Raw genomic sequence first — 21,434 nt, 5'->3', positions numbered from 1 at the left:
GCGCGCCCCTCGCGGGAGCGGCGCGCAGCATCACACGGCGTGTGCGTTAAACGGTCATCGGGTTGGGCTTGGACGGATCGAGGTTGTACTTGGCGATCGCGTCCGCGACCACCTTGCGCTCGATCGTGCCTTCGTCGGCCAGCGCGTTGAGCGCGGCGACGGTGACCCAATGACGGTCGACTTCGAAGAAGTGACGCAGCTTCTCGCGGGTATCCGAGCGGCCGAAGCCGTCCGTGCCCAGCACGACGAAGCGGCGATCGATCTGGCCGCGGATCTGGTCGACCAGCGCACGGACGTAGTCGGTCGATGCGATGACCGGGCCCTGCGTGTCCTTCAGGCACTTCTGCACGTGCGACAGGCGACGCTCTTCGGTCGGATGCAGCAGGTTCCAGCGCTCGATCTCGTGCCCTTCACGCGCGAGCTCGGTGAAGCTCGGCACGCTCCACAGATCGGCAGCGACACCCCAGTCGTTCTTCAGCAGGTCGGCAGCGGCGATCACTTCGTTGAAGATCGTGCCCGCACCCAGCAACTGCACGCGCGGTGCCTTCTGGTCGGCGTCGGCCTTCTTGAACGCGTACATGCCCTTGATGATGTCGGCCGCCACGTGCTCGCCCTGCGGGATCGCCGGGTGCTCGTAGTTCTCGTTCATCACCGTGACGTAGTAGTACACGTCTTCCTGGTCCTGCACCATGCGGCGCAGGCCGTCCTGGATGATCACGGCCAGTTCGTAGCCGAAGGTCGGGTCGTAGCTCACGCAGTTCGGCACCGATGCCGCCCACAGGAGCGAGTGGCCGTCTTCGTGCTGCAGGCCTTCGCCGTTCAGCGTCGTGCGGCCCGCGGTGCCGCCGAGCAGGAAGCCGCGCGAACGCATGTCGCCTGCGGCCCAGGCGAGGTCGCCGATCCGCTGGAAGCCGAACATCGAATAGAAGATGTAGAACGGCACCATGATCTCGCCGTGCGTCGAGTACGACGTCGCCGCTGCGATCCAGTCACACATGCCGCCCGCTTCGTTGATGCCTTCCTGCAGGATCTGGCCGGTTTCCGATTCCTTGTAGAACATCAGCTGGTCGGAATCTTCCGGCACGTACTTCTGGCCCTGCTGGTTCCAGATACCGATCTGGCGGAACAGGCCTTCCATGCCGAACGTACGCGATTCGTCCGGGACGATCGGCACGACGCGCTTGCCGAGCGTCTTGTCCTTCAGCAGGATGTTCAGGATCCGCACGAACGCCATCGTCGTCGAGATCTCGCGGCCTTCGCCCGTGCCCTTCAACAGCGGCTCGAACGCGTCGAGCACCGGCACCGGCAGCGACGTCGCCTTCTGGCGACGGTGCGGCAGGTAGCCGCCGAGGTCCATGCGCTGCTTGCGCATGTATTCGAGCTCCTTCGAGCCTTCCTCGAACTTCAGGTACGGCACGTCGGCGATCTGCTCGTCGGTGATCGGCAGGCGGAACTGGTCACGGAACTTCTTCAGTTGCTCGACCGGCAGCTTCTTCTGCTGGTGCGTGATGTTCATCGCCTGGCCCGACTCGCCCATCCCGTAGCCCTTGATGGTCTTCGCGAGGATGACGGTCGGCGCGCCCTTCGTGTTGCTGGCTTCGTGGAACGCCGCGTAGATCTTGTGCGGATCGTGGCCGCCGCGGTTCAGCGCCCAGATGTCGTCGTCCGACCAGTCGGAGACCAGCGCCTTCAGTTCAGGCGTGTTGAAGAAGTGCTCGCGCACGAACGCGCCCGACTCCGACTTGTACGTCTGGTATTCGCCGTCGACGGCTTCCATCATGCGGCGCATCAGCGCGCCCGACTTGTCGCGCGCGAACAGCGCATCCCAGCGGCTGCCCCAGATGACCTTGATCACGTTCCAGCCGGCGCCGCGGAATTCCGATTCGAGTTCCTGGATGATCTTGCCGTTGCCGCGCACCGGGCCGTCCAGACGCTGCAGGTTGCAGTTGATCACGAACACGAGGTTGTCGAGCTTCTCGCGGCTCGCCATCCCGATCGCGCCGAGCGATTCCGGTTCGTCCGTCTCGCCGTCGCCGAGGAATGCCCACACCTTGCGGCCTTCCGTCTTCGCGATGCCGCGCGCCTGCAGGTACTTCATGAAGCGGGCCTGGTAGATCGCCATGATCGGGCCGAGGCCCATCGACACGGTCGGGAACTGCCAGAAATCCGGCATCAGCCACGGGTGCGGGTACGACGAGATGCCGTTGCCGTCGACTTCCTGGCGGAAATTGTCGAGCTGCTCTTCCTTCAGGCGGCCGAGCAGGAACGCGCGCGAGTAGACGCCCGGCGACGAGTGCCCCTGCACGAACACGAGATCGCCGCCGTGCTGGTCGGACGCTGCGTGCCAGAAGTGGTTGTAGCCGACGTCATAGAGCGTCGCGGCCGACGCGAACGACGCGATGTGGCCGCCGACGTTCGTGTCCTTGCCGGCACGCAGCACCATCGCCAGCGCGTTCCAGCGCGTGTACGAACGGATGCGGTGCTCGATGTCCTGGTCGCCCGGGATCTTCGCCTGCGCGGCGACCGGGATCGTGTTGATGTACGGGGTATTCGCGGAAAACGGCAGGTGTTCGCCGTGCACGCGGGCGAATTCGATCTGCTTTTCAATCAGGTAGTGCGCGCGGCCAGTGCCCACGGAGGAGATCACGCCATCGAGCGACTCCAGCCACTCGACGGTTTCTTGCGGGTCGTCGTCATGTTCGGCGGCGACATATTTCATCACTTCGTTCGGTACAGCGGACATTCTCGTCTCCTGGGTCCTGGAATGTGAGGATCGCTCTCGTGCAGACGACGCGACGCGACCGGCTGCGGGCAAGCTCCAGCGGATTGTAATGAGCGGGTACGGGCACGCGCAACAAAATTTTCGAATTATGAGATCTTTTCTCGCAATACGAAATATTGCTGCGCCGCACCCATCATTCGGGGCTCTCCGGCACGTCCCGGCTGAACAAATCCGTTTCCGTTCAACATATCCGGTATAGGTTTTCCATGTATTGCGCTGCGCTACAATCCTGCCATGTTGACCGATCGGCTTTTCGCACGCTCGGCGCGACCGTCGGGCCCGCCGGCGGAGTCGCAGCCGTCCCGTTGGCACCACGGACCGTGGTGGTCCAATTCCTATTTGCTGACGCCACTGCTGTCGATCCTCGTGTTCCTGGTGGTAATGAGCCTCATTCTGTGGAGCCTCAATCGCCGCGAGCAGCAACAGCAGGAAGACACCCTGTTCCGTAACGTCGCGTGGGCCCAGCAGCAGATCCGCCTGTCGATGACGGGAGCGCAGGAACAGCTCCAGGCGCTGTCGCGCGATCTCGCGTCCGGCCGCCTCGACCAGAACGCGTTCCAGATGGCCGTCGCGGACGTGATGCAGACGCATCCGGAAATCCTTTACCTGAACTGGTACACGTCGCCCGGCGTGCAGCGCTGGCCGACCGTGCATCCGCCGCTGCTCGGCCAGCGGCTCGCGAAGCCCGGCGAAGCGCAGATGCAGGACGCCGTGCGCGGCGCCTACGACGACGCGCGCAGCACGCGCCGCCAGGCCTATTCGCCGCTGATCTACGACGACTTCGGCAACGGCTTCATCACGCTGCAGACGCCCGTGATGCGCGGCGACCGCGAGTACCTCGGCTCGATCGCCGCGGTGTTCTCGGTCGAAGGCATCCTGAAGCACGACATCCCGCAGGAACTGTCGTCGAAGTACAAGATCTCGATCACCGACGCGAACAACCGCGAGCTGTCGTCCACCTCCACCCGCCCGCGCCTGCCGCGCGACTCGCACTACGACCTGCCGCTCGATCCGCCCGGCCAGGGGCTGACCGTGCGTGTGTACGCATTCCCGCAGCTCACGAACCTGACCAACAACACGCTCGTGTGGCTCGTGGCCGGCCTGTCGTGCTTCGTGCTGTGGAGCCTCTGGAGCCTGTGGAAGCACACGCGCCAGCGTTTCGAGGCGCAGCAGGCGCTGTATGCGGAAGCGTTCTTCCGCCGCGCAATGGAAAACTCCGTGCTGATCGGCATGCGCGTGCTCGACATGCACGGCCGCATCACGCACGTGAACCCCGCGTTCTGCCGGATGACGGGCTGGGACGAGACCGACCTCGTCGGCAAAGTCGCGCCGTTCCCGTACTGGCCGCGCGACGCGTACCCGGAAATGCAGCGCCAGCTCGACATGACGCTGCGCGGCAAGGCGCCGAGCTCGGGCTTCGAGCTGCGCGTGCGGCGCAAGAACGGCACGCTGTTCCATGCGCGCCTGTACGTGTCGCCGCTGATCGACAGCTCGGGCCGCCAGACCGGCTGGATGTCGTCGATGACCGACATCACCGAGCCGAAGCGCGCGCGCGAAGAACTCGCGGCCGCCCATGAGCGCTTCACGACGGTGCTCGAAAGCCTCGACGCCGCGGTGTCGGTGCTGGCCGCCGACGAGGCCGAGCTGCTGTTCGCGAACCGCTACTACCGCCACCTGTTCGGCATTCGTCCGGACGGCCATCTCGAGCTGTCGGGCGGCGGCTTCGACCGCGCGCAGGCATCGTCCGATTCGATCGACATGGTCGACGCGTTCGCGGGCCTGCCGGCCGCCGCGCTGACGAGCAGCACCGCCGACGCGCAGGAGGTGTACGTCGAGAGCATCCAGAAGTGGTTCGAGGTGCGCCGCCAGTACATCCAGTGGGTGGACGGCCACCTCGCGCAGATGCAGATCGCGACCGACATCACGACCCGCAAGAAGGCACAGGAACTCGCGCACCAGCAGGAAGAGAAACTGCAGTTCACGAGCCGATTGATGACGATGGGTGAAATGGCGTCGTCGATTGCTCACGAATTGAACCAGCCGCTCGCCGCGATCAACAACTACTGCTCGGGCACGCTCGCGCTCGTGAAGAGCGGCCGCGGTACGCCGGAGACGCTGCAGCCCGCGCTGGAAAAGACCGCGCAGCAGGCGCTGCGCGCGGGGATGATCGTCAAGCGGATCCGCGAATTCGTGAAGCGCAGCGAGCCGAAGCGCCAGCCGGCGCGGGTCGCGGACATCGTCGCCGACGCGGTCGGGCTCGCCGAAATCGAGGCCAGGAAGCGCAGGATCCGGATCGTCACGGAAATCCTCGCAAGAATGCCTATTATTTATGTCGACCCCGTGCTGATCGAGCAGGTGCTCGTGAACCTGATGAAGAACGCGGCCGAAGCGATGGCCGACGTGAAGCCGGCGTCGGCGGACGGCGTGATCCGCGTCACCGCCGACATCGAGGCGGGCTTCGTCGACATCCGCGTGATCGACCAGGGCCCGGGCGTCGACGAAGCGACCGCCGAGCGCCTGTTCGAACCGTTTTACAGCACCAAGTCCGATGGCATGGGCATGGGGCTGAACATCTGCCGTTCGATCATCGAATCGCATCGGGGGCGTCTGTGGGTGGTCAACAACGTCGAGCCGGATGGCCGCATTTCCGGCGCAACGTTCCACTGCAGCCTGCCCATTGGGGAACCCGCTGATCTCGGCCGAGGGGGGCGCGAGGCATCGGCATCACATACTGTTACGGGAGAACTATGAATAGCCCTGTCACCACCACACAGGAAACCGTCTTTGTCGTCGACGACGACGAGGCCGTACGGGACTCGCTGCGTTGGCTGCTGGAGGCGAACGGCTATCGCGTGCAATGCTTCTCGAGCGCCGAGCAGTTCCTGGATGCCTACCAGCCTGCACAGCAGGCCGGCCAGATCGCTTGCCTGATCCTCGACGTACGGATGTCGGGCATGAGCGGCCTCGAGCTGCAGGAACGCCTGATTGCCGACAACGCCGCGCTGCCGATCATCTTCGTCACGGGTCACGGCGACGTGCCGATGGCCGTCTCGACGATGAAAAAGGGTGCGATGGACTTTATCGAGAAACCGTTCGACGAAGCCGAGTTGCGCAAGCTCGTCGAGCGGATGCTCGACAAGGCCCGAAACGAAAGCAAGAGCGTTCAGGAACAGCGTGCCGCGAGCGAACGCCTGTCGAAGCTGACCGCGCGCGAGCAGCAGGTGCTCGAACGGATCATCGCGGGCCGCCTGAACAAGCAGATCGCCGACGATCTCGGCATCAGCATCAAGACGGTCGAAGCGCACCGCGCGAACATCATGGAAAAGCTCAACGTCAACACGGTGGCCGACCTGCTGCGCCTCGCGCTGTCGAAGAAGCAGGCCTGAGCGTTGTTGCCGCGCGGCCCGGGCAGCCCTGCCCGGCGGGCCGCGCCACCGCCGTCGCGCGATGCGGCCCACTCGCGCGGCGGCGTTTTTCCCGGCGCGCGAGCGCCGCAGCCATGACGCTTCCCGTGCATTCGCTGTCGGACGGCGGCAGGCGGACGGTATAATTCCGTGCTTTGCTGCGGTGCCCCTCGGGCGCCGCACGCCCGCATTCCAACTTCCCGGCAGAACCCACCACCATGACAGCCCTCCTCATCGACGGCAACGCCCTCTCGAAGACCCTGCGCGCCCAGGCCGCCGAACGCGCCGCCGCCCTGACCGCGCGCGGCCACCAGCCCGGCCTCGCGGTGATCCTCGTCGGCGCCAACCCGGCCAGCGAAGTCTACGTGCGCAACAAGATCAAGGCGTGCGAGGACAACGGCTTCTTCTCGCTGAAGGATGCGTACCCGGACACGCTGTCGGAGGCCGACCTGCTCGCGCGCATCGACGAACTGAACCGTGATCCGAAGATCCACGGGATCCTCGTCCAGCTGCCGCTGCCCAAGCACATCGACAGCCACAAGGTGATCGAGGCGATCGCGCCGGAGAAGGACGTCGACGGCTTCCACATCGCGAACGCGGGCGCGCTGATGACCGGCAAGCCGCTGTTCCGCCCGTGCACGCCGTACGGCGTGATGAAGATGTTCGAGGCGCACGATATCCCGCTGCAGGGCGCGAACGCGGTCGTGATCGGCCGCTCGAACATCGTCGGCAAGCCGATGGCGATGATGCTGCTCGACGCCGGCGCGACCGTGACGATCTGCCACAGCAAGACGCGCGACCTCGCTGCGCACACGCGACAGGCCGACATCGTGGTCGCCGCGGTCGGCAAGCGCAACATCCTGACCGCCGACATGGTGAAGCCCGGCGCGACGGTGATCGACGTCGGCATGAACCGCGACGACGCGGGCAAGCTGTGCGGCGACGTCGACTTCGCGGGCGTGAAGGAAGTGGCCGGCCACATCACGCCGGTGCCGGGCGGCGTCGGCCCGATGACCATCACGATGCTGCTGATCAACACGATCGAAGCCGCCGAGCGCGCCGCCGACGCGGCCGCCTGACCCCCTGCCCGTTCAGCCGGCGCGCGCAACTGCGCGCCGGCGCCTCGCCGGCCACACCGCGCCGGTCGCGCCACCTGGCGCCCCTCCCTCCCGCCTTCACCCCCGCGTCAATCGCGTCGTTAGAAACTAACGATTGGAAAGCGCGCGATGCGCCCCAATAATGTCGATATCGGGCGCTGCGTTGCCGTGCGCGCCTTACCCTTTTCACTCCGGTTCATCCGGCAACAGACAGGGAGTCTTATGTCCGCCAGCGCCAATACCAACCCGCTTCTCGATTTCTCGGGCCTGCCCCGCTTCGGCGAGATCCGCCCGGAACACGTGACGCCCGCGCTCGACACGCTGCTCGATGCCGCCAACCGCGCGGTCGAAACGGCAAGCGCGGCCGCGACGCCGGCAACCTGGGCAGCCATTGTCGAGACGGTCGAGCACGTGACGGAGCCGCTGGGTCGCGCCTGGGGCATCATCGGCCACCTGAACGCGGTCGCCGATACGCCCGAACTGCGGGCCGCCTACGGCGAGAACCTGCCGCGCGTGACCGAATTCTGGTCGAGCGTCGGCCAGAACCTCGCGCTGTACGAGAAGTACAAGGCGATCGCCGCGAGCGCCGAATACGCGACGCTGTCCGTCGAACGCAAGAAGATCCTCGACAACGCGCTGCGCGATTTCCGCCTGTCGGGCGCCGAGCTGCCCGAGGACCAGAAGCCGCGCTTCGCCGAACTGCAGGAACAGCAGGCCGCGCTGTCGAAGGCATTCTCCGATCACGTGCTCGATGCGACCAACGCGTACGCGTACATCGTGCAGGACGAGGCCGAACTGGCCGGCCTGCCCGGCGACGCGATCGAAGCCGCCCGTGAAGCCGCGCAAAAGGATGCCAAGGAAGGCTGGAAATTCACGCTGCACTTCCCGTCGTACTTCCCGGTGCTGCAATACGCGGACAACCGCGCGCTGCGCGAGACGCTCTACCGCGCCTACGCGACGCGCGCATCGGAACTCGGGCCGCAGTACGGCGACGGCAAGGCCGAATGGGACAACACGGCGATCGTCACCGATGCGCTGAAGCTGCGCCGCGAAGAGGCGCAGATGCTCGGCTACCGCAACTTCGCCGAAGTGTCCCTCGCACCGAAGATGGCCGAATCGCCGCAGCAGGTGATCGCGTTCCTCGAGGATCTCGCGACGCGCGCGCGCCCGCACGCGGACAAGGACTGGGACGAGCTGCGCACGTTCGCCGCGAAGGAACTCGGCCTCGCCGAACTCGCGCCGTGGGACGTGGCATACGCGGCCGAAAAGCTGCGCGAGCAGCGCTATGCGTTCTCGGAAAACGAGGTCAAGCAGTACTTCCCGGAACCGGCCGCGCTGAAGGGCCTGTTCACCGTCACCGAGACGCTGTTCGGCGTGCAGATCAAGCCGGACGACGCGCCGGTGTGGCACAAGGACGTGCGCTTCTTCCGCGTCGAGAACCGCGACGGCTCGCTCGTCGCGCAGTTCTATCTCGACCTGTACGCCCGCGAAGGCAAGCGCGGTGGCGCATGGATGGACGACGCGCGTTCGCGCGCGAAGCGCGGCAGCACCGTGCAGACGCCGGTCGCCTATCTCACCTGCAACTTCTCGGCGCCGGTCGGCGGCAAGCCCGCGTGCTTCACGCACGACGAAGTCATCACGCTGTTCCATGAATTCGGCCACGGGCTGCACCACATGCTCACGCGCGTCGACGAGCTCGGCGTGTCGGGCATCAACGGCGTCGAATGGGATGCCGTCGAGCTGCCGTCGCAGTTCATGGAAAACTTCTGCTGGGAATGGGACGTGCTGTCGTCGATGTCGTCGCACGTCGACACGGGCGCCGCGCTGCCGCGCGAGCTGTTCGACAAGATGATCGCCGCGAAGAATTTCCAGAGCGGGCTCGGCACGCTGCGCCAGATCGTGTTCTCGATGTTCGACATGCTGCTGCACGTCGACTTCGACCCGGCGGGCGCCACCGGCGTGACCGCGTTCGCGCGCGAGATCAACGAGCGCTATCACGTGATCCCGCAAGCCGCGTTCTCGCGCTGGCCGAACACGTTCAGCCACATCTTCGCGGGCGGCTACGCGGCCGGCTACTACAGCTACAAGTGGGCCGAAGTGCTGTCGGCCGATGCATACGCAGCGTTCGAGGAAGCGGCCGCCGCGAGCGGCAGCGTGCTCGACGCGGCGACCGGCACGCGCTATCGACGTGAAATCCTCGAGGTCGGCGGCAGCCGCCCGGCGATGGATTCGTTCAAGGCGTTCCGCGGCCGCGAGCCGCAGATCGACGCGCTGCTGCGCCACAACGGGATGGCCGCGCCCGCGCACTGAGCACGGCGCCCTGCCCGGTTCTTCCGGGCGCATCGAAAGGCACCGCTGCGGCGGTGCCTTTTTTCATGGTGCCGGCGCTTCGTTTCCAGCGTCATCCGCGTGGTCGGCATCGTTCGTGTTGCCGGCTTCGTCGTCGAACAGCGAGAACTGCCCGTGGCGCTCGGCGGTATCCTCGTCGATGCGCACGCCGACGCCCAGCAGCCGCACCGCCTGCGCACGCCGTTGCAGCCCCTTCGCGAGCAGCGTGACGGCGGTGTCCGCATTCGTCGCGTCGGCCACGCACTCGACCGTCGTGCGCTGGAAATCGGCGAAGCGGATCTTCACGTACAGCTTGCGGATCGACCGCGCAGCACCCGCCCGTTCGATCCGGGCGTCGAGTTGCACGACGAGGCGGCGGATTTCATCCGCGCACTGTTCGAGCGTCGTCAGGTCGGTCACGTAGGTCGTCTCGACGCTGACCGACTTGCGCTCCTGGTCGGCCTGCACGGGCCGCTCATCGATCCCGCGCGACAGTTCGTACAGCCGCCGCCCGAACGCGCCGAATTCGCGGTGCAGGTCGATCAGCGGCCAATCGCGCAACTGCGCGCAGGTCTGGATGCCGAGCCGGTCGAGCCGCATGGCCGTCACCTTGCCGACGCCATGCAGCTTGCGTACCGGCAGTGCCGCGACGAACGCGTCGATCTCGTGCGGCCGCACGACGAACAGCCCGTCGGGCTTGTTCCAGTCGGACGCGATCTTCGCGATGAACTTGTTCGGCGCGACGCCGGCCGACACGGTCACGCCGACCGTGTCGTACACGCGCTGGCGGATCTCCCGTGCAATCAGCGTCGCACTGCCCTGGCAGCGCTCCGACCCGCTGACGTCGAGGTAGGCCTCGTCGAGCGACAGCGGCTCGACGTCGGGTGTGTAGTCGCGATAGATCGCCATGATCTGCCGCGACGCCGCGCGGTACTTGTCCATCGCGGACGGCAGGATTAGCAGGTCCGGGCACTTGCGCATCGCCAGCGCCGACGACATCGCCGAATGCACGCCGTAGCGCCGCGCCTCGTAGTTGCAGGTCGCGATCACGCCGCGCTGGTCGGGCCGGCCGCCGACCGCGAGCGGCCGGTTGCGCAACGACGGGTCGTCGCGCATCTCGACCGACGCGTAGAAGCAGTCGCAATCGCAATGAATGATCTTGCGCATGCGCGGCAGCGCGTCGCCCGGCGGCGGTGCGTGCGGATCGGCAGGCGGAATGATGGTCGGGTTCACGGTGCCGATACTGTACAAAAACACAGTGCCGGTTTCAACTGTCGCGTGTTGCCATGCCCGGCGGCACCGTACCGGCCCGCTTTGCGCGGATCGTACCGGCCCTGCGCGGGCAGCGGCGCCTATACTCGTCAGCCGCAAGACACGAAACGCACAGGTGACGGATGAAGACGATCGGACTGATCGGCGGGATGAGCTGGGAATCGTCGGCCGAGTATTACCGGATGATCAATCGTCATTCGAAGGCGCTGCACGGCGGCCACCACAATGCGAAGAGCGTGCTGGTCACGGTCGATTTCGCGGAGATCGAAGCGCTGCAGCGCACGCACGACTGGGTCGCGCTCGGCGAACGGATGGCCGGCGCCGCGCGACAGCTCGAAGCGGCCGGCGCCGATCTCGTCGTGCTGACGACCAATACGATGCATCGCGTCCACGACGCGATCGAAGCCGCGGTGACGCTGCCGTTCCTGCATATCGCCGATCCGACCGGCGCGGCGCTGCGCGATGCGGGCGTCGAGCGCGTCGCGCTGCTCGGCACGCGCTATACGATGGAGTTGCCGTTCTACGCGGAGCGGCTGCGCGAGAAGTTCGGCCTCGACGTGCTCGTGCCCGACGAAAGCGGGCGTGACGACGTGCACCGGATCATCTACGACGAGCTGTGCCACGGCATCATCTCGCCGGCATCGCGCGCGACGTATGTGCGGATCATCGATACGCTCGCGCAGCACGGCGCGCAGGCGGTGATCCTCGGCTGCACGGAAATCACGCTGCTGATCGGCGCGGACGATTCGCCGCTGCCGGTGTTCGATACGACCGCGCTGCATGCGAAGGCGGCGGTCGAGTGGGCGGCGGGCTGACACCCGCGCGCCGTCGCACGGCGTTCGGCCGGATGCCGCCACGCTCGCCGGCAACCATCACCGCATTTTCGCGGCCGGATTATTCCGTGTGACGGGAATCACCATTCCGGCGCCCTCGTCGCCCTGTTCGCAACACCTTGCTCTCGCCCGCTGCACGGGGCTCGGCTGGCACAGCCCGCGAATCGGGCGACGCGCACCATGCGGCCTCGCCAACGCGACCGGTTATCCATTGGTAATAAAGTGAACGCAAATTGGTATGCGAGCGGAGTCGCTGCAATCGACGCTGCTCGTGCAATCTCTTTTTCCACCAACAGGAACCTGGACATGAACAGATTCAGCTCCGTGGTCGGTGCGCTGCTCGCCGTGTCGACCATGCTCGACGCGCACGCCGATCCCAATATCACTGCGTCGGCCACGGCGACGCCCAACGGCGGTTTCGACCGCATGGCATGGGATATCACACCCGAGGTCGTGCCGACCAACGTCAATGCCAGTTACTACTGGGCCAACCAGTTGTCGTCCGAGCACGGCGGGCACGCGATCTATACCGGCATCCAGCCGCGCACCCAAGGCAGCAATCTCGTGATCTTCAGCGCATTCGGCACTGGCACGACGCCGTTGTCCACGAATTGCCGCGGTGGCGCCGACGGCGGCGCGGGAACATCATGCTCGCTCGCCTACGCATGGAAACCGGGTCATGCGTACCGGCTGCAAGTCGTCCATACGCAGGCCGATCGCAACGACGGGCGCTCGACCGTCGAAGGCTTCATCACGGACGTCGCCACCGGCGTCACGAGGCCGACCGGCAGCATCGCCGTACCGGCGGACTGGGGCGGCCTGTCGAGTTCGGCCTACCTGTTCGATGAGTACTTCCCGTTCAACGGTGCATCAAGCGACCCGACGAAGCGGCCGTGCGTGCCGTATGCACGGTACACGACGTCACTGCCGCATTTCTATCTGAAGGATGTGGACTATCCGACGACCGAACGGTCGATCCGGCTGAATACGGGCAAGGACAGGTGCGCGGTGCTGGCCGGTACGCCGAATGCACGGGCTACGCTCGTCAACACGTCGACTTATCGGCTCGAGAACGGCTTCCTGCCCGGGAGCACGGGCGCGCCGAAATAACATTCGGACGCAGAAAACAAAAAACCCGGCACGGGGCCGGGTTCCTGTCGACGAAGCGCGCATCGGTCACTTGCGCTGCACATCGTCTGGTGTGCTTGGTTGCGGGGGTAGGATTTGAACCTACGACCTTCGGGTTATGAGCCCGACGAGCTGCCAGACTGCTCCACCCCGCGTCAGAGAAATAAATTATAGGGTGAGGTAGCACTCACGTCAACACCTTTGTCACAATTTCTTCTTCATTCATCGAAACAGCGGCGCGCGGCGCCTCCCCCGCCCCGCACGATGCGCGCGTTCGCATCGCGTGCTCGCGGTAAGATGGCGGCCTTCGCATTCACCCCGCACGCACACTCCCGTTCATGAAAATCGCCACCTGGAACGTCAACTCGCTCAACGTCCGCAAGCAGCATGTGCTCGACTGGCTCGCGCAAAGCGGAACCGACGTGCTGTGCCTGCAGGAACTGAAGCTGCCGGACGAGAAATTCCCGCGCGCCGAGCTGGAAGCCGCCGGCTACCGCAGCTGGTTCACGGGCCAGAAGACCTACAACGGTGTCGCGATCCTCGCGCGCGACACGCTGTCCGTCGACGAAGCGGATGTCGTGCGCAACATCCCCGGTTTCGACGATCCGCAGCAGCGCGTGGTCGCCGCGACGGTCGACGGCGTGCGCATCGTGTCCGCGTATTTCCCGAACGGCCAGGCACCCGACTCCGACAAGTTCGTCTACAAGATGCAATGGCTCGACGCGCTGCAGGCATGGCTGCGCACCGAGCTGCAGCGCTACCCGAAGCTCGCGCTGCTCGGCGACTACAACATCGCGCCGGAAGACCGCGACGTGCACGACCCCGCGAAATGGGAAGGCCAGAACCTCGTGTCGCCGCAGGAACGCGCGCATTTCGCGCAACTGATCGAGCTCGGCTTCGTCGATGCGTTCCGCCGCTTCGAACAGCCGGAGAAGACCTTCACGTGGTGGGACTACCGGATGATGGCGTTCCGCCGCAACGCGGGGCTGCGCATCGACCACGTGCTGCTGTCGCCGGCACTCGCCGAGACGTGCACGTCGTGCGAAGTCGATCGCACGCCGCGCACGTGGGAACAGCCGTCCGACCACACGCCTGTCGTCGCAGTCGTCGGCTGATCGTTCAATCCGCCCGCGCGCGCTCAGCGCCGCGCGGGCGCCGGCCCGAGATGGGCCCACAGGAACCCGAATTCCGCCGCGTCGGCTTCCGCGCGTTCCAGATCGTCGGCGCTGCCGTGGCCGCCGTCGGTGTTCTCCCAGTACCACACCCGTTCATGACCGAGCGCATGCATGCGCGCGGCCATCTTGCGCGCATGCGCGGGATGCACACGGTCGTCGCGCGTCGACGTCGTCAGCAGTAGCGGCGGATACGTGACGCCTTCGCGCATGCGGTGATACGGCGAGTACGCGGCCAGCGCCGCGCCTTCGTGCGGATCGTCCGGGTCGCCGTACTCGTCGAGCCACGCGGCGCCCGCGTGCAGCTTCGGGTAGCGCCGCATGTCGAGCAGCGGTACACGGCAGAGCACCGCGCCGAACAGCTCCGGCCGCTGCACCATGCACGCGGCGACCAGCAACCCGCCGTTGCTGCCGCCTTCGATGCCGAGCTGCGCGGCGGTCGTTACGCCGGTCGCGGCCAGATCCTCGGCCACCGCGATGAAATCGTCGAACGAACGCTGGCGGTGTTCGCGCTGCGCATCGACGTGCCAGCGCGGCCCGAACTCGCCGCCGCCGCGGATGTGCGCGAACGCCATCACGCCGCCGCGCTCGAGCCACCCGATACCGAACGCATCGCTGTAGCCCGGCAGGTTCGGGATCGCAAACCCGCCATAGCCCGACAGCAGGCACGGCCGCGCAACACGCGCGACACCGTCGGCCACGTCGAGTGCATCGCGCGGCCCGATCAGCGTGTACGGCACCATCGTGCCGTCTTGCGAGCGCGCGTTCGCGCGGCGCACGACGAGCCCGGCCGCGTCGAACTGCACCGGCGGCCGGTCGAGCAGCACGCGGCGCGACGGCGCATCGTCCGCGCGATCCGCAAGATCGGCCAGCCAGCATTCAGGCGGATCGAGATAGGTGTCGACGTCTACGTAAATCTCGTCATTCAGCGTCGATTCGACGGGCTCGACGTCGATTTGCGCATCGCACGGCCCCGGCCACTCGAACGGCCGCGCATCCCACGTCCACGTGCCGTCGTCGGCCTGGCTCGGCTGCCATAGCATCGTGCGGTTGTGCACGTCGTCGAGCCAGCTCGCGATCAACGTCGTGCGCGTGTGCGTCCACGTGCACGCGGACGTCGACGGTTGCGGCGCGAACAGCGTCGTGAGTGCGCGCGACCCGGCCAGGAACGCCTGCTCGCGGATCGCGAGCAGCGAGCCGCCCGCATGGCGCACGCCGTCGCAATCCCAGTCGAGGCGCGGCTCCAGCACGAGCCAGCCTTCCCAGAATCCGACCTCGACATGGGTCGGCACGTCGTAACGTACCCACTCGCCCGCGTCGGTCAAGCGGTACGCATGTGAATCGAAAAAGTCGACACTGCGCCACGCGACGTGGCGGTTGTCGATCGGATCGAACCCCGCGCCGGCACTGATGTCGTCGGGTTCGCCGCGGAAGACGACCGGCGCATCGGCAAGCGTCGTGCCGCGCACCCAGCGGCGCGCTTCATACGGATAGCCGGCCGCGGTCGCATGCGCTTCGCCGCGATCCCAGCTCACGTAGACGGTATCGCGATCGATCCAGCCGACCGTGTGATGCCCCGGCTCGTCGATCGTGAAGCCGCCGTCGACGAAGCGCCGTTCGACGAGATCGAATTCGCGCACGACGACCGCGTCGGCGCCGCCCGGCGACAGCGACAGCAGCGCGCGATCGCCGTCCGGATACAGGATCGAGTCCTGCTCGAACACCCACGACTCACCCTCCTCCGCACCGAGCGCGTCGACGTCGAGCAGCGTTTCCCACGCCGGTTTTCCCGCACGCCAGTCATCCCAGCGCGTGCGGCGCCAAAGCCCTTTCGGATGGAGATCGTCCTGCCACAGGTCATACGCCCAGTCGCGCCAGCGGGTCGGAATCACCGGGCGTTCGCGCGGCAGGTACGCTTTGGCGAGGCGCGCCGTCAGCGCGCGATACGCGTCGTCGTCACGCAGCGCGGCGCGTGTGCGCGCATTCTGCTCGTCGACCCACGTGCGGGCGCGCTTGCTGTCGAGCGCTTCGAGGAAACGGAACGGGTCGGCCCCGGTGGGCCAGCGGAAAGAATCGGACATTGCGGATGGGCGGAATGGCACGCTGCGTGCAAACCGCGATTATGTCCGATTGCGGCATGCGCGATGCCAGCGCATGCCGCGAATCGTGCTCAGGGCTCCAGATGGAGTTCCTGGATCTTGCGCGTGATCGTGTTGCGGCCGATGCCGAGCCGCTCCGCGGCCTCGACCTTGCGTCCGCGCGTGAAGTCGAGCGCCTCGCGGATCACGGCCGCCTCGAAGCGGCGCGCGAGTTCGTCCATCACGTCGGCCGAGTTCTCGCGCAACAGCCGTGCGACTTCGGTGCGCAAGCCATGCTCCCAGACCGGATAGCCAGCCGGCGCGCCGCCGTTCGGCGCGGCCGCGACAGGCGCGGACGCCACCGGTACCGCACCGATCGCCGGTTGCGAGAGCGCCGTATCGCCACCGCTGAAGTGCGCGTCCGCACCGTCGCCCGTCGCGACCACCGGCGCACCGGCCGGCACGAGGTCGGGCGGCAGGTCCTTGATCTCGACCGTTTGCGCGGGCGCCATCACGGTCAGCCAGTTCGCGAGGTTCTCGAGCTGGCGCACGTTGCCGGGAAACGCCAGCGACGTGAGGTAAGCCAGCGCGTCGTCGGACACGCGCTTCGGCTCGACGCCGAGATCGCGCGCGCTCTTCTGCAGAAAGTGGCGCGTGAGCAGCGCGATGTCCTCGCTGCGTTCGCGCAGCGCCGGCAGGCGCAGCCGGATCACGTTGAGCCGGTGGTAAAGGTCCTCGCGGAACAGCCCCTGCCGCACGCGCGATTCGAGATTCTGGTGCGTCGCGGCGATCACGCGCACGTTCGCGCGCAACGGGTTGTGCCCGCCGACCCGATAGAACTGCCCGTCCGACAGCACGCGCAACAGGCGTGTCTGCAGGTCGAACGGCATGTCGCCGATTTCATCGAGGAACAGCGTGCCGTTCTCGGCCTGCTCGAAGCGGCCCTGCCGCGTCGTCTGCGCGCCGGTGAACGCGCCGCGCTCATGGCCGAACAGCTCGGATTCGAGCAGGTCCTTCGGAATCGCCGCGGTGTTCAGCGCGATGAACGGCCCGTTCGCACGCGGGCTGTGACGGTGCAGCGCACGCGCGACGAGCTCCTTGCCGGTGCCCGATTCGCCGGTGATCAGCACGGTCGCGGCCGAGTGCGACAGGCGGCCGATCGCGCGGAACATGTCCTGCATTGCAGGCGCCTGGCCGAGCATCTCGGGCGCCTCGGCCACGCGCTCGTCCTGCGGCGCGCCGGCGCGCAGGCTTTCTTCCACCGCGCGGCGGATCAGCTCGACCGCCTTGTCGACGTCGAACGGCTTCGCGAGATATTCGAACGCACCGCCCTGGAACGCCGCGACGGCGCTGTCCAGATCGGAGAACGCCGTCATGATGATGACGGGCAGGCCCGGCAGGCGCTCGTGCATCGCCTGCAGCAACTCGAGGCCCGAGCCGCCCGGCATCCGGATGTCGGATACGAGCACCTGCGGTGTCTCGTGGTCGAGCGCGGCCAGCGCGTCACGCACGTTCGCGAAGCTCTTCGTCGCGAAGCTGTCCCGGGCGAGCGCCTTTTCGAGCACCCAGCGGATCGATTGGTCGTCGTCTACTATCCAGATCGGCTTCATAGGTCGGTCAGATATTGGTAAATCTGGTGAATCGCCATGCCGCCGCTCAATGGTCGAGCGGTAGCAGGATCTGAAATTCGGTACGTCCGGGCCGGCTTTCGACCTCGATCATCCCGTCGTGCTGCTGCACGAACGTCTGCGCGAGCGTCAGGCCGAGGCCGCTGCCGTCGTCGCGCCCGGACACGAGCGGGTAGAAGATCCGGTCGCGGATTTCCTCCGGAATGCCGGGCCCGTTGTCGATCACGTGCAAGTCCAGTGCCAGCCGGTACAGGCGCTTCGCGATCGTCACCTTGCGCGCGATGCGCGTGCGCAGCTCGATCTTCGCGTCGCCCTGCGCGATCCGGTCGCGCAGCGCCTGCGCGGCGTTGCGCACGATGTTGAGCAGCGCCTGGATCAGTTGCTCCTTGTCGCCGCGCAGGTCCGGCACGCTCACGTCGTAGTCGCGCTCGATCGTGAGACCGCGCGGGAATTCCGCGAGCATCACCGCGCGCACGCGTTCGCATACTTCATGAATGTTCACGTCGCCGACGATGTGCGGATGCCGATGCGGCTCCAGCAACCGGTCGACGAGCGTCTGCAGGCGGTCGGACTCCTTGATGATCACCTGCGTGTATTCGCGCAACTCGCCACGCTCGCGCTCGCCGAGCTCGAATTCGAGCAGCTGGGCTGCGCCGCGAATGCCGCCGAGCGGGTTCTTGATCTCGTGCGCGAGGTTGCGGATCAGTTGCTTGTTGACCGCGGTCAGGTCGTGAATGCGCTCCTCGCGATCGGTGCGCGACTGCCGCTCGTTCTCGAACAGCTCGACGAGCACGAAATCGGGCGCGGTCTCGAGGAAGCCGACGATCGCATGCACATGCAGCGGTTCGCGGCCGGGCCGGTCGAGCACGGTATCGAGGTGCGTCGCGTGAAAGCGTTCCTCGCCGATCGCGGTGATCGTCGATGCCAGCTCGTTCGCGTTCGGAAAAATCTCGCCCCACGGCCGCTGCGCGAGCTGCCGGCGCGAGATGTCGAGCATCGCCTCCGCGGACGGGTTCGCGAACGCGATCCGCAGCGTCTTGCGGTCGAGCACGATCACGACCGTCGGCAGCGCTTCCAGCCCCGCCAGCAGGCCCGAGCGCGCGAGCCGCTCGTCGTCCGTCTGTCGCTCGGGCTGCCCCGTTTTCGCCTTGATCAGATTCTTCAGAACCATCTGCGTGCTTGTCGCGCCTCAACGGGCCGGAAAAGGAAAATCGTCGGAACAAAAAAGGGACGGCTGGACGCCGCCCCTTTCAGACTCCGCCGTTCCCGTCGCAGGCCGCGCGACGGGAACGAACCGGCAGGACGGCGCTGAATCGAAGCGCCATCGCCGATTACAGCGAGTAGTACATCTCGAACTCGATCGGGTGCGTCGTCATGCGGAACTTCGCCAGCTCCTGCTCCTTCAGCGCAAGGTACGCGTCGAGCATGCTGTCCGTGAACACGCCGCCACGGGTCAGGAACTCGCGATCCTTGTCGAGCGCTTCCAGTGCCTGGTCGAGGCCCGCGCACACGGTCGGGATCTTTGCATCCTCTTCCGGCGGCAGGTCGTACAGGTTCTTGTCCGCGGCTTCGCCCGGATGGATCTTGTTCTGGATCCCGTCGAGGCCTGCCATCATCAGTGCCGAGAACAACAGGTACGGGTTCGCCATCGGATCCGGGAAGCGCGTTTCGATACGGCGGCCCTTCGGGTTCGACACGTGCGGAATGCGGATCGATGCCGAACGGTTGCGTGCCGAGTAGGCGAGCTTGACCGGTGCTTCGAAGTGCGGGACCAGACGCTTGTACGAGTTCGTCGTCGGGTTCGTGATCGCGTTCAGTGCACGGGCGTGCTTGATGATGCCGCCGATGTAGAACAGCGCCAGTTCCGACAGGCCGGCGTAGCCGTTGCCTGCGAACAGGTTCTGGCCGTCCTTCCAGATCGACTGGTGAACGTGCATGCCCGAACCGTTGTCGCCGACGACCGGCTTCGGCATGAACGTCGCCGTCTTGCCGTACGAGTGCGCGACGTTGTGGATGATGTACTTCGACCATTGCGTCCAGTCGGCGCGCTCGACCAGCGTCGAGAACTTCGTGCCGATTTCGTTCTGGCCCTGGCCCGCCACTTCATGGTGGTGCACTTCGACCGGGATGCCGAGCTGTTCGAGCAGCAGGCACATTTCCGAACGCATGTCCTGGAACGTGTCGACCGGTGCGACCGGGAAGTAGCCGCCCTTCGTGCCCGGACGGTGGCCCGTGTTGCCGCCTTCGAATTCCTTCGCCGACGACCACGGTGCTTCTTCCGAGTTGATCTTCACGAAGCAACCCGACATGTCCGTGCTCCACTGGACCGAGTCGAAAATGAAGAATTCCGGCTCCGGACCGAAGAAGGCCGTGTCGCCGATGCCCGTGCTCTTCAGGTACGCTTCCGCGCGCTTCGCGAGCGAACGCGGGTCGCGCTCGTAACCCTTGCCGTCGGCCGGTTCGACCACGTCGCAGGTCAGCACCAGGGTCGACTCTTCATAGAACGGGTCGATGAAGGCGGCGTTCGGATCCGGCATGAGCAGCATGTCCGACGCCTCGATGCCCTTCCAGCCGGCGATCGACGAGCCGTCGAATGCATGACCGCTTTCGAACTTGTCTTCGTCAAACGCCGAAACCGGCACCGACACGTGCTGTTCCTTGCCGCGCGTGTCCGTGAAGCGGAAATCGACAAACTTGCAGTCCTCGTCCTTCACGAGTTGCATGACGTCGGCGACGGTTTTACTCATAACCTCTTCTCCTGATTGAACAATTCCGGCGGACTGGGAACCGCCTCGTTTATCGAGCTGACCGGGGTCTTGCTTTTGCGCAGCGCGCCCCGATTCGACCGAATCCTATAAAGCAGCTTCCGTGCCACCTACGCGCAAGACTGGCGCGAATCGCGCCAGCGCTCGTCACGACGGGGCTGTGCTGCGCAATTCCGGGGCTCGGCTTCGCACCGCCAGCCGACCGAAAGCACCTCGATGGTGCAATCGGTGCAATGCGCCGCGCCCACGGAATCATTCTGGTGCATGCGCGCCATTCTGCACCCTTTTGGTGAACGCGTGTGGGGTGCGCACACCGTACCCTACACGGACATCCGCGCCGCGACGCCGCGCTAGAATGTTCGTTTGACCGATAGGAGACTCCCTGCCATGAGTACGCTCGACCAGCTTTACGCGAAGGCCGACGAACGCCGCGCACAAGGCGCGCTCAACTACGCCGGGGCGCTGCTGCCGGCCGAGGCTTTCGAACTGCTGCAGCTCGACCCGTCGGCGCGCCTCGTCGATGTGCGCACCCGCGCCGAACTCGACTGGATCGGCCGCCCGCTCGTCGGCGACGGCCAGTACCTGCACCTCGAATGGACGCGCTACCCGGGCGGCGTGCCGAACGCCGAATTCGTCAACGAACTGAAGGCGGCCCTCCCGGCCGATGCGCCCATCCTGTTCCTGTGCCGCAGTGCCGCGCGCTCGAAGCTCGCCGCGATCGCCTCCACGCAGGCCGGCTTCACGAAGGCGTTCGACCTGCTCGAAGGCTTCGAGGGCGCGAAGGACGCCGAAGGCCACCGCAAGACGGTCGAAGGCTGGTGCTTCCGGAAACTGCCGTGGATCGGCGCCTGACGGCGCGCCGCTCCAGCCGGTTGCGACAACCTTATCGTCGAGCCGGGCGATGACATGCCGATGACGGGCCGCGTTGCGCGGCCCGTGGCTTTTGT

14 protein-coding genes and 1 tRNA gene are annotated in these 21,434 nt (G+C 66.2%); 8 read left to right on the top strand and 7 right to left on the bottom strand.

All coding sequences use genetic code 11. The annotated features are described in order from the left end of the window. Positions 1-46: 46 nt before the first annotated feature. Positions 47-2,743, bottom strand: coding sequence for a pyruvate dehydrogenase (acetyl-transferring), homodimeric type (aceE, locus tag LGN19_RS32820; RefSeq protein ID WP_226219419.1), 2,697 nt, complete (start codon positions 2,741-2,743; stop codon positions 47-49). A 273-nt stretch (positions 2,744-3,016) separates the two neighbouring features. Between aceE and fixL the strand changes: the two genes are divergently transcribed. The 4 genes from fixL to LGN19_RS32800 all read left to right on the top strand — a co-directional run bounded on the left by fixL (position 3,017) and on the right by LGN19_RS32800 (position 9,593). Next, the gene (gene fixL, locus LGN19_RS32815) at positions 3,017-5,533 is read left to right on the top strand and encodes an oxygen sensor histidine kinase FixL (RefSeq protein ID WP_226219417.1); all 2,517 of its coding nucleotides are present in this window, start codon (positions 3,017-3,019) and stop codon (positions 5,531-5,533) included. Then, entirely contained in the window at positions 5,530-6,168 is a 639-nt protein-coding gene (gene fixJ, locus LGN19_RS32810) for an oxygen response regulator transcription factor FixJ (protein WP_043190376.1), read from the top strand. Before fixL ends, fixJ begins: the two co-directional genes overlap by 4 nt. Positions 6,169-6,404: 236 nt before the next feature. After that, positions 6,405-7,265: a bifunctional methylenetetrahydrofolate dehydrogenase/methenyltetrahydrofolate cyclohydrolase FolD gene (gene folD, locus LGN19_RS32805; RefSeq protein ID WP_122945796.1), complete on the top strand. Its 861-nt coding sequence runs from the start codon at positions 6,405-6,407 to the stop codon at positions 7,263-7,265. A 240-nt stretch (positions 7,266-7,505) separates the two neighbouring features. Continuing rightward, positions 7,506-9,593 carry a M3 family metallopeptidase gene (locus tag LGN19_RS32800; protein ID WP_226219415.1) on the top strand — a complete coding sequence of 696 codons (2,088 nt, stop codon included), beginning with the start codon at positions 7,506-7,508 and terminating at the stop codon, positions 9,591-9,593. 63 nt (positions 9,594-9,656) lie between these two features. On the opposite strand, the gene dinB is transcribed toward LGN19_RS32800, so the two are convergent. Beyond that, positions 9,657-10,868, bottom strand: coding sequence for a DNA polymerase IV (gene dinB / locus LGN19_RS32795; protein WP_226219413.1), 1,212 nt, complete (start codon positions 10,866-10,868; stop codon positions 9,657-9,659). A gap of 137 nt (positions 10,869-11,005) precedes the next feature. Between dinB and LGN19_RS32790 the strand changes: the two genes are divergently transcribed. Then, complete coding sequence (locus LGN19_RS32790; RefSeq protein WP_226219412.1) at positions 11,006-11,698, top strand: aspartate/glutamate racemase family protein; 693 nt, start codon at positions 11,006-11,008, stop codon at positions 11,696-11,698. Positions 11,699-12,022: 324 nt separating this feature from the next. Continuing rightward, complete coding sequence (locus LGN19_RS32785) at positions 12,023-12,826, top strand: DUF3472 domain-containing protein (protein ID WP_226219410.1); 804 nt, start codon at positions 12,023-12,025, stop codon at positions 12,824-12,826. 96 nt (positions 12,827-12,922) lie between these two features. Here the strand turns inward: LGN19_RS32785 and LGN19_RS32780 are convergent. Then, positions 12,923-12,999 (bottom strand) — tRNA-Met (locus tag LGN19_RS32780). Between the two features lie 183 nt (positions 13,000-13,182). Between LGN19_RS32780 and xth the strand changes: the two genes are divergently transcribed. Next, positions 13,183-13,959, top strand: a complete 777-nt coding sequence (gene xth, locus LGN19_RS32775; RefSeq protein ID WP_043190389.1) for an exodeoxyribonuclease III — start codon at positions 13,183-13,185, stop codon at positions 13,957-13,959. 23 nt (positions 13,960-13,982) lie between these two features. Here xth and LGN19_RS32770 read toward each other — a convergent pair whose 3' ends face one another. The 4 genes from LGN19_RS32770 to glnA form a co-directional block, all read right to left on the bottom strand. After that, complete coding sequence (locus tag LGN19_RS32770) at positions 13,983-16,097, bottom strand: prolyl oligopeptidase family serine peptidase (protein ID WP_226219408.1); 2,115 nt, start codon at positions 16,095-16,097, stop codon at positions 13,983-13,985. Between the two features lie 89 nt (positions 16,098-16,186). Continuing rightward, positions 16,187-17,704, bottom strand: a complete 1,518-nt coding sequence (ntrC, locus tag LGN19_RS32765) for a nitrogen regulation protein NR(I) (protein ID WP_122945801.1) — start codon at positions 17,702-17,704, stop codon at positions 16,187-16,189. A 46-nt stretch (positions 17,705-17,750) separates the two neighbouring features. After that, positions 17,751-18,893, bottom strand: coding sequence for a nitrogen regulation protein NR(II) (gene glnL, locus LGN19_RS32760; protein WP_122945802.1), 1,143 nt, complete (start codon positions 18,891-18,893; stop codon positions 17,751-17,753). A gap of 160 nt (positions 18,894-19,053) precedes the next feature. Further along, positions 19,054-20,469: a type I glutamate--ammonia ligase gene (gene glnA / locus LGN19_RS32755; RefSeq protein WP_122945803.1), complete on the bottom strand. Its 1,416-nt coding sequence runs from the start codon at positions 20,467-20,469 to the stop codon at positions 19,054-19,056. A 405-nt stretch (positions 20,470-20,874) separates the two neighbouring features. Between glnA and LGN19_RS32750 the strand changes: the two genes are divergently transcribed. Then, positions 20,875-21,339: a rhodanese-like domain-containing protein gene (locus LGN19_RS32750; RefSeq protein ID WP_226219407.1), complete on the top strand. Its 465-nt coding sequence runs from the start codon at positions 20,875-20,877 to the stop codon at positions 21,337-21,339. Positions 21,340-21,434: the final 95 nt, after the last annotated feature.

Source organism: Burkholderia sp. AU30198, assembly GCF_020419825.1.
Classification (GTDB): Bacteria; Pseudomonadota; Gammaproteobacteria; order Burkholderiales; family Burkholderiaceae; genus Burkholderia.
Note: the sequence above shows the minus strand (reverse complement) of the source record. Positions and strands in the feature narration are given on the sequence as shown.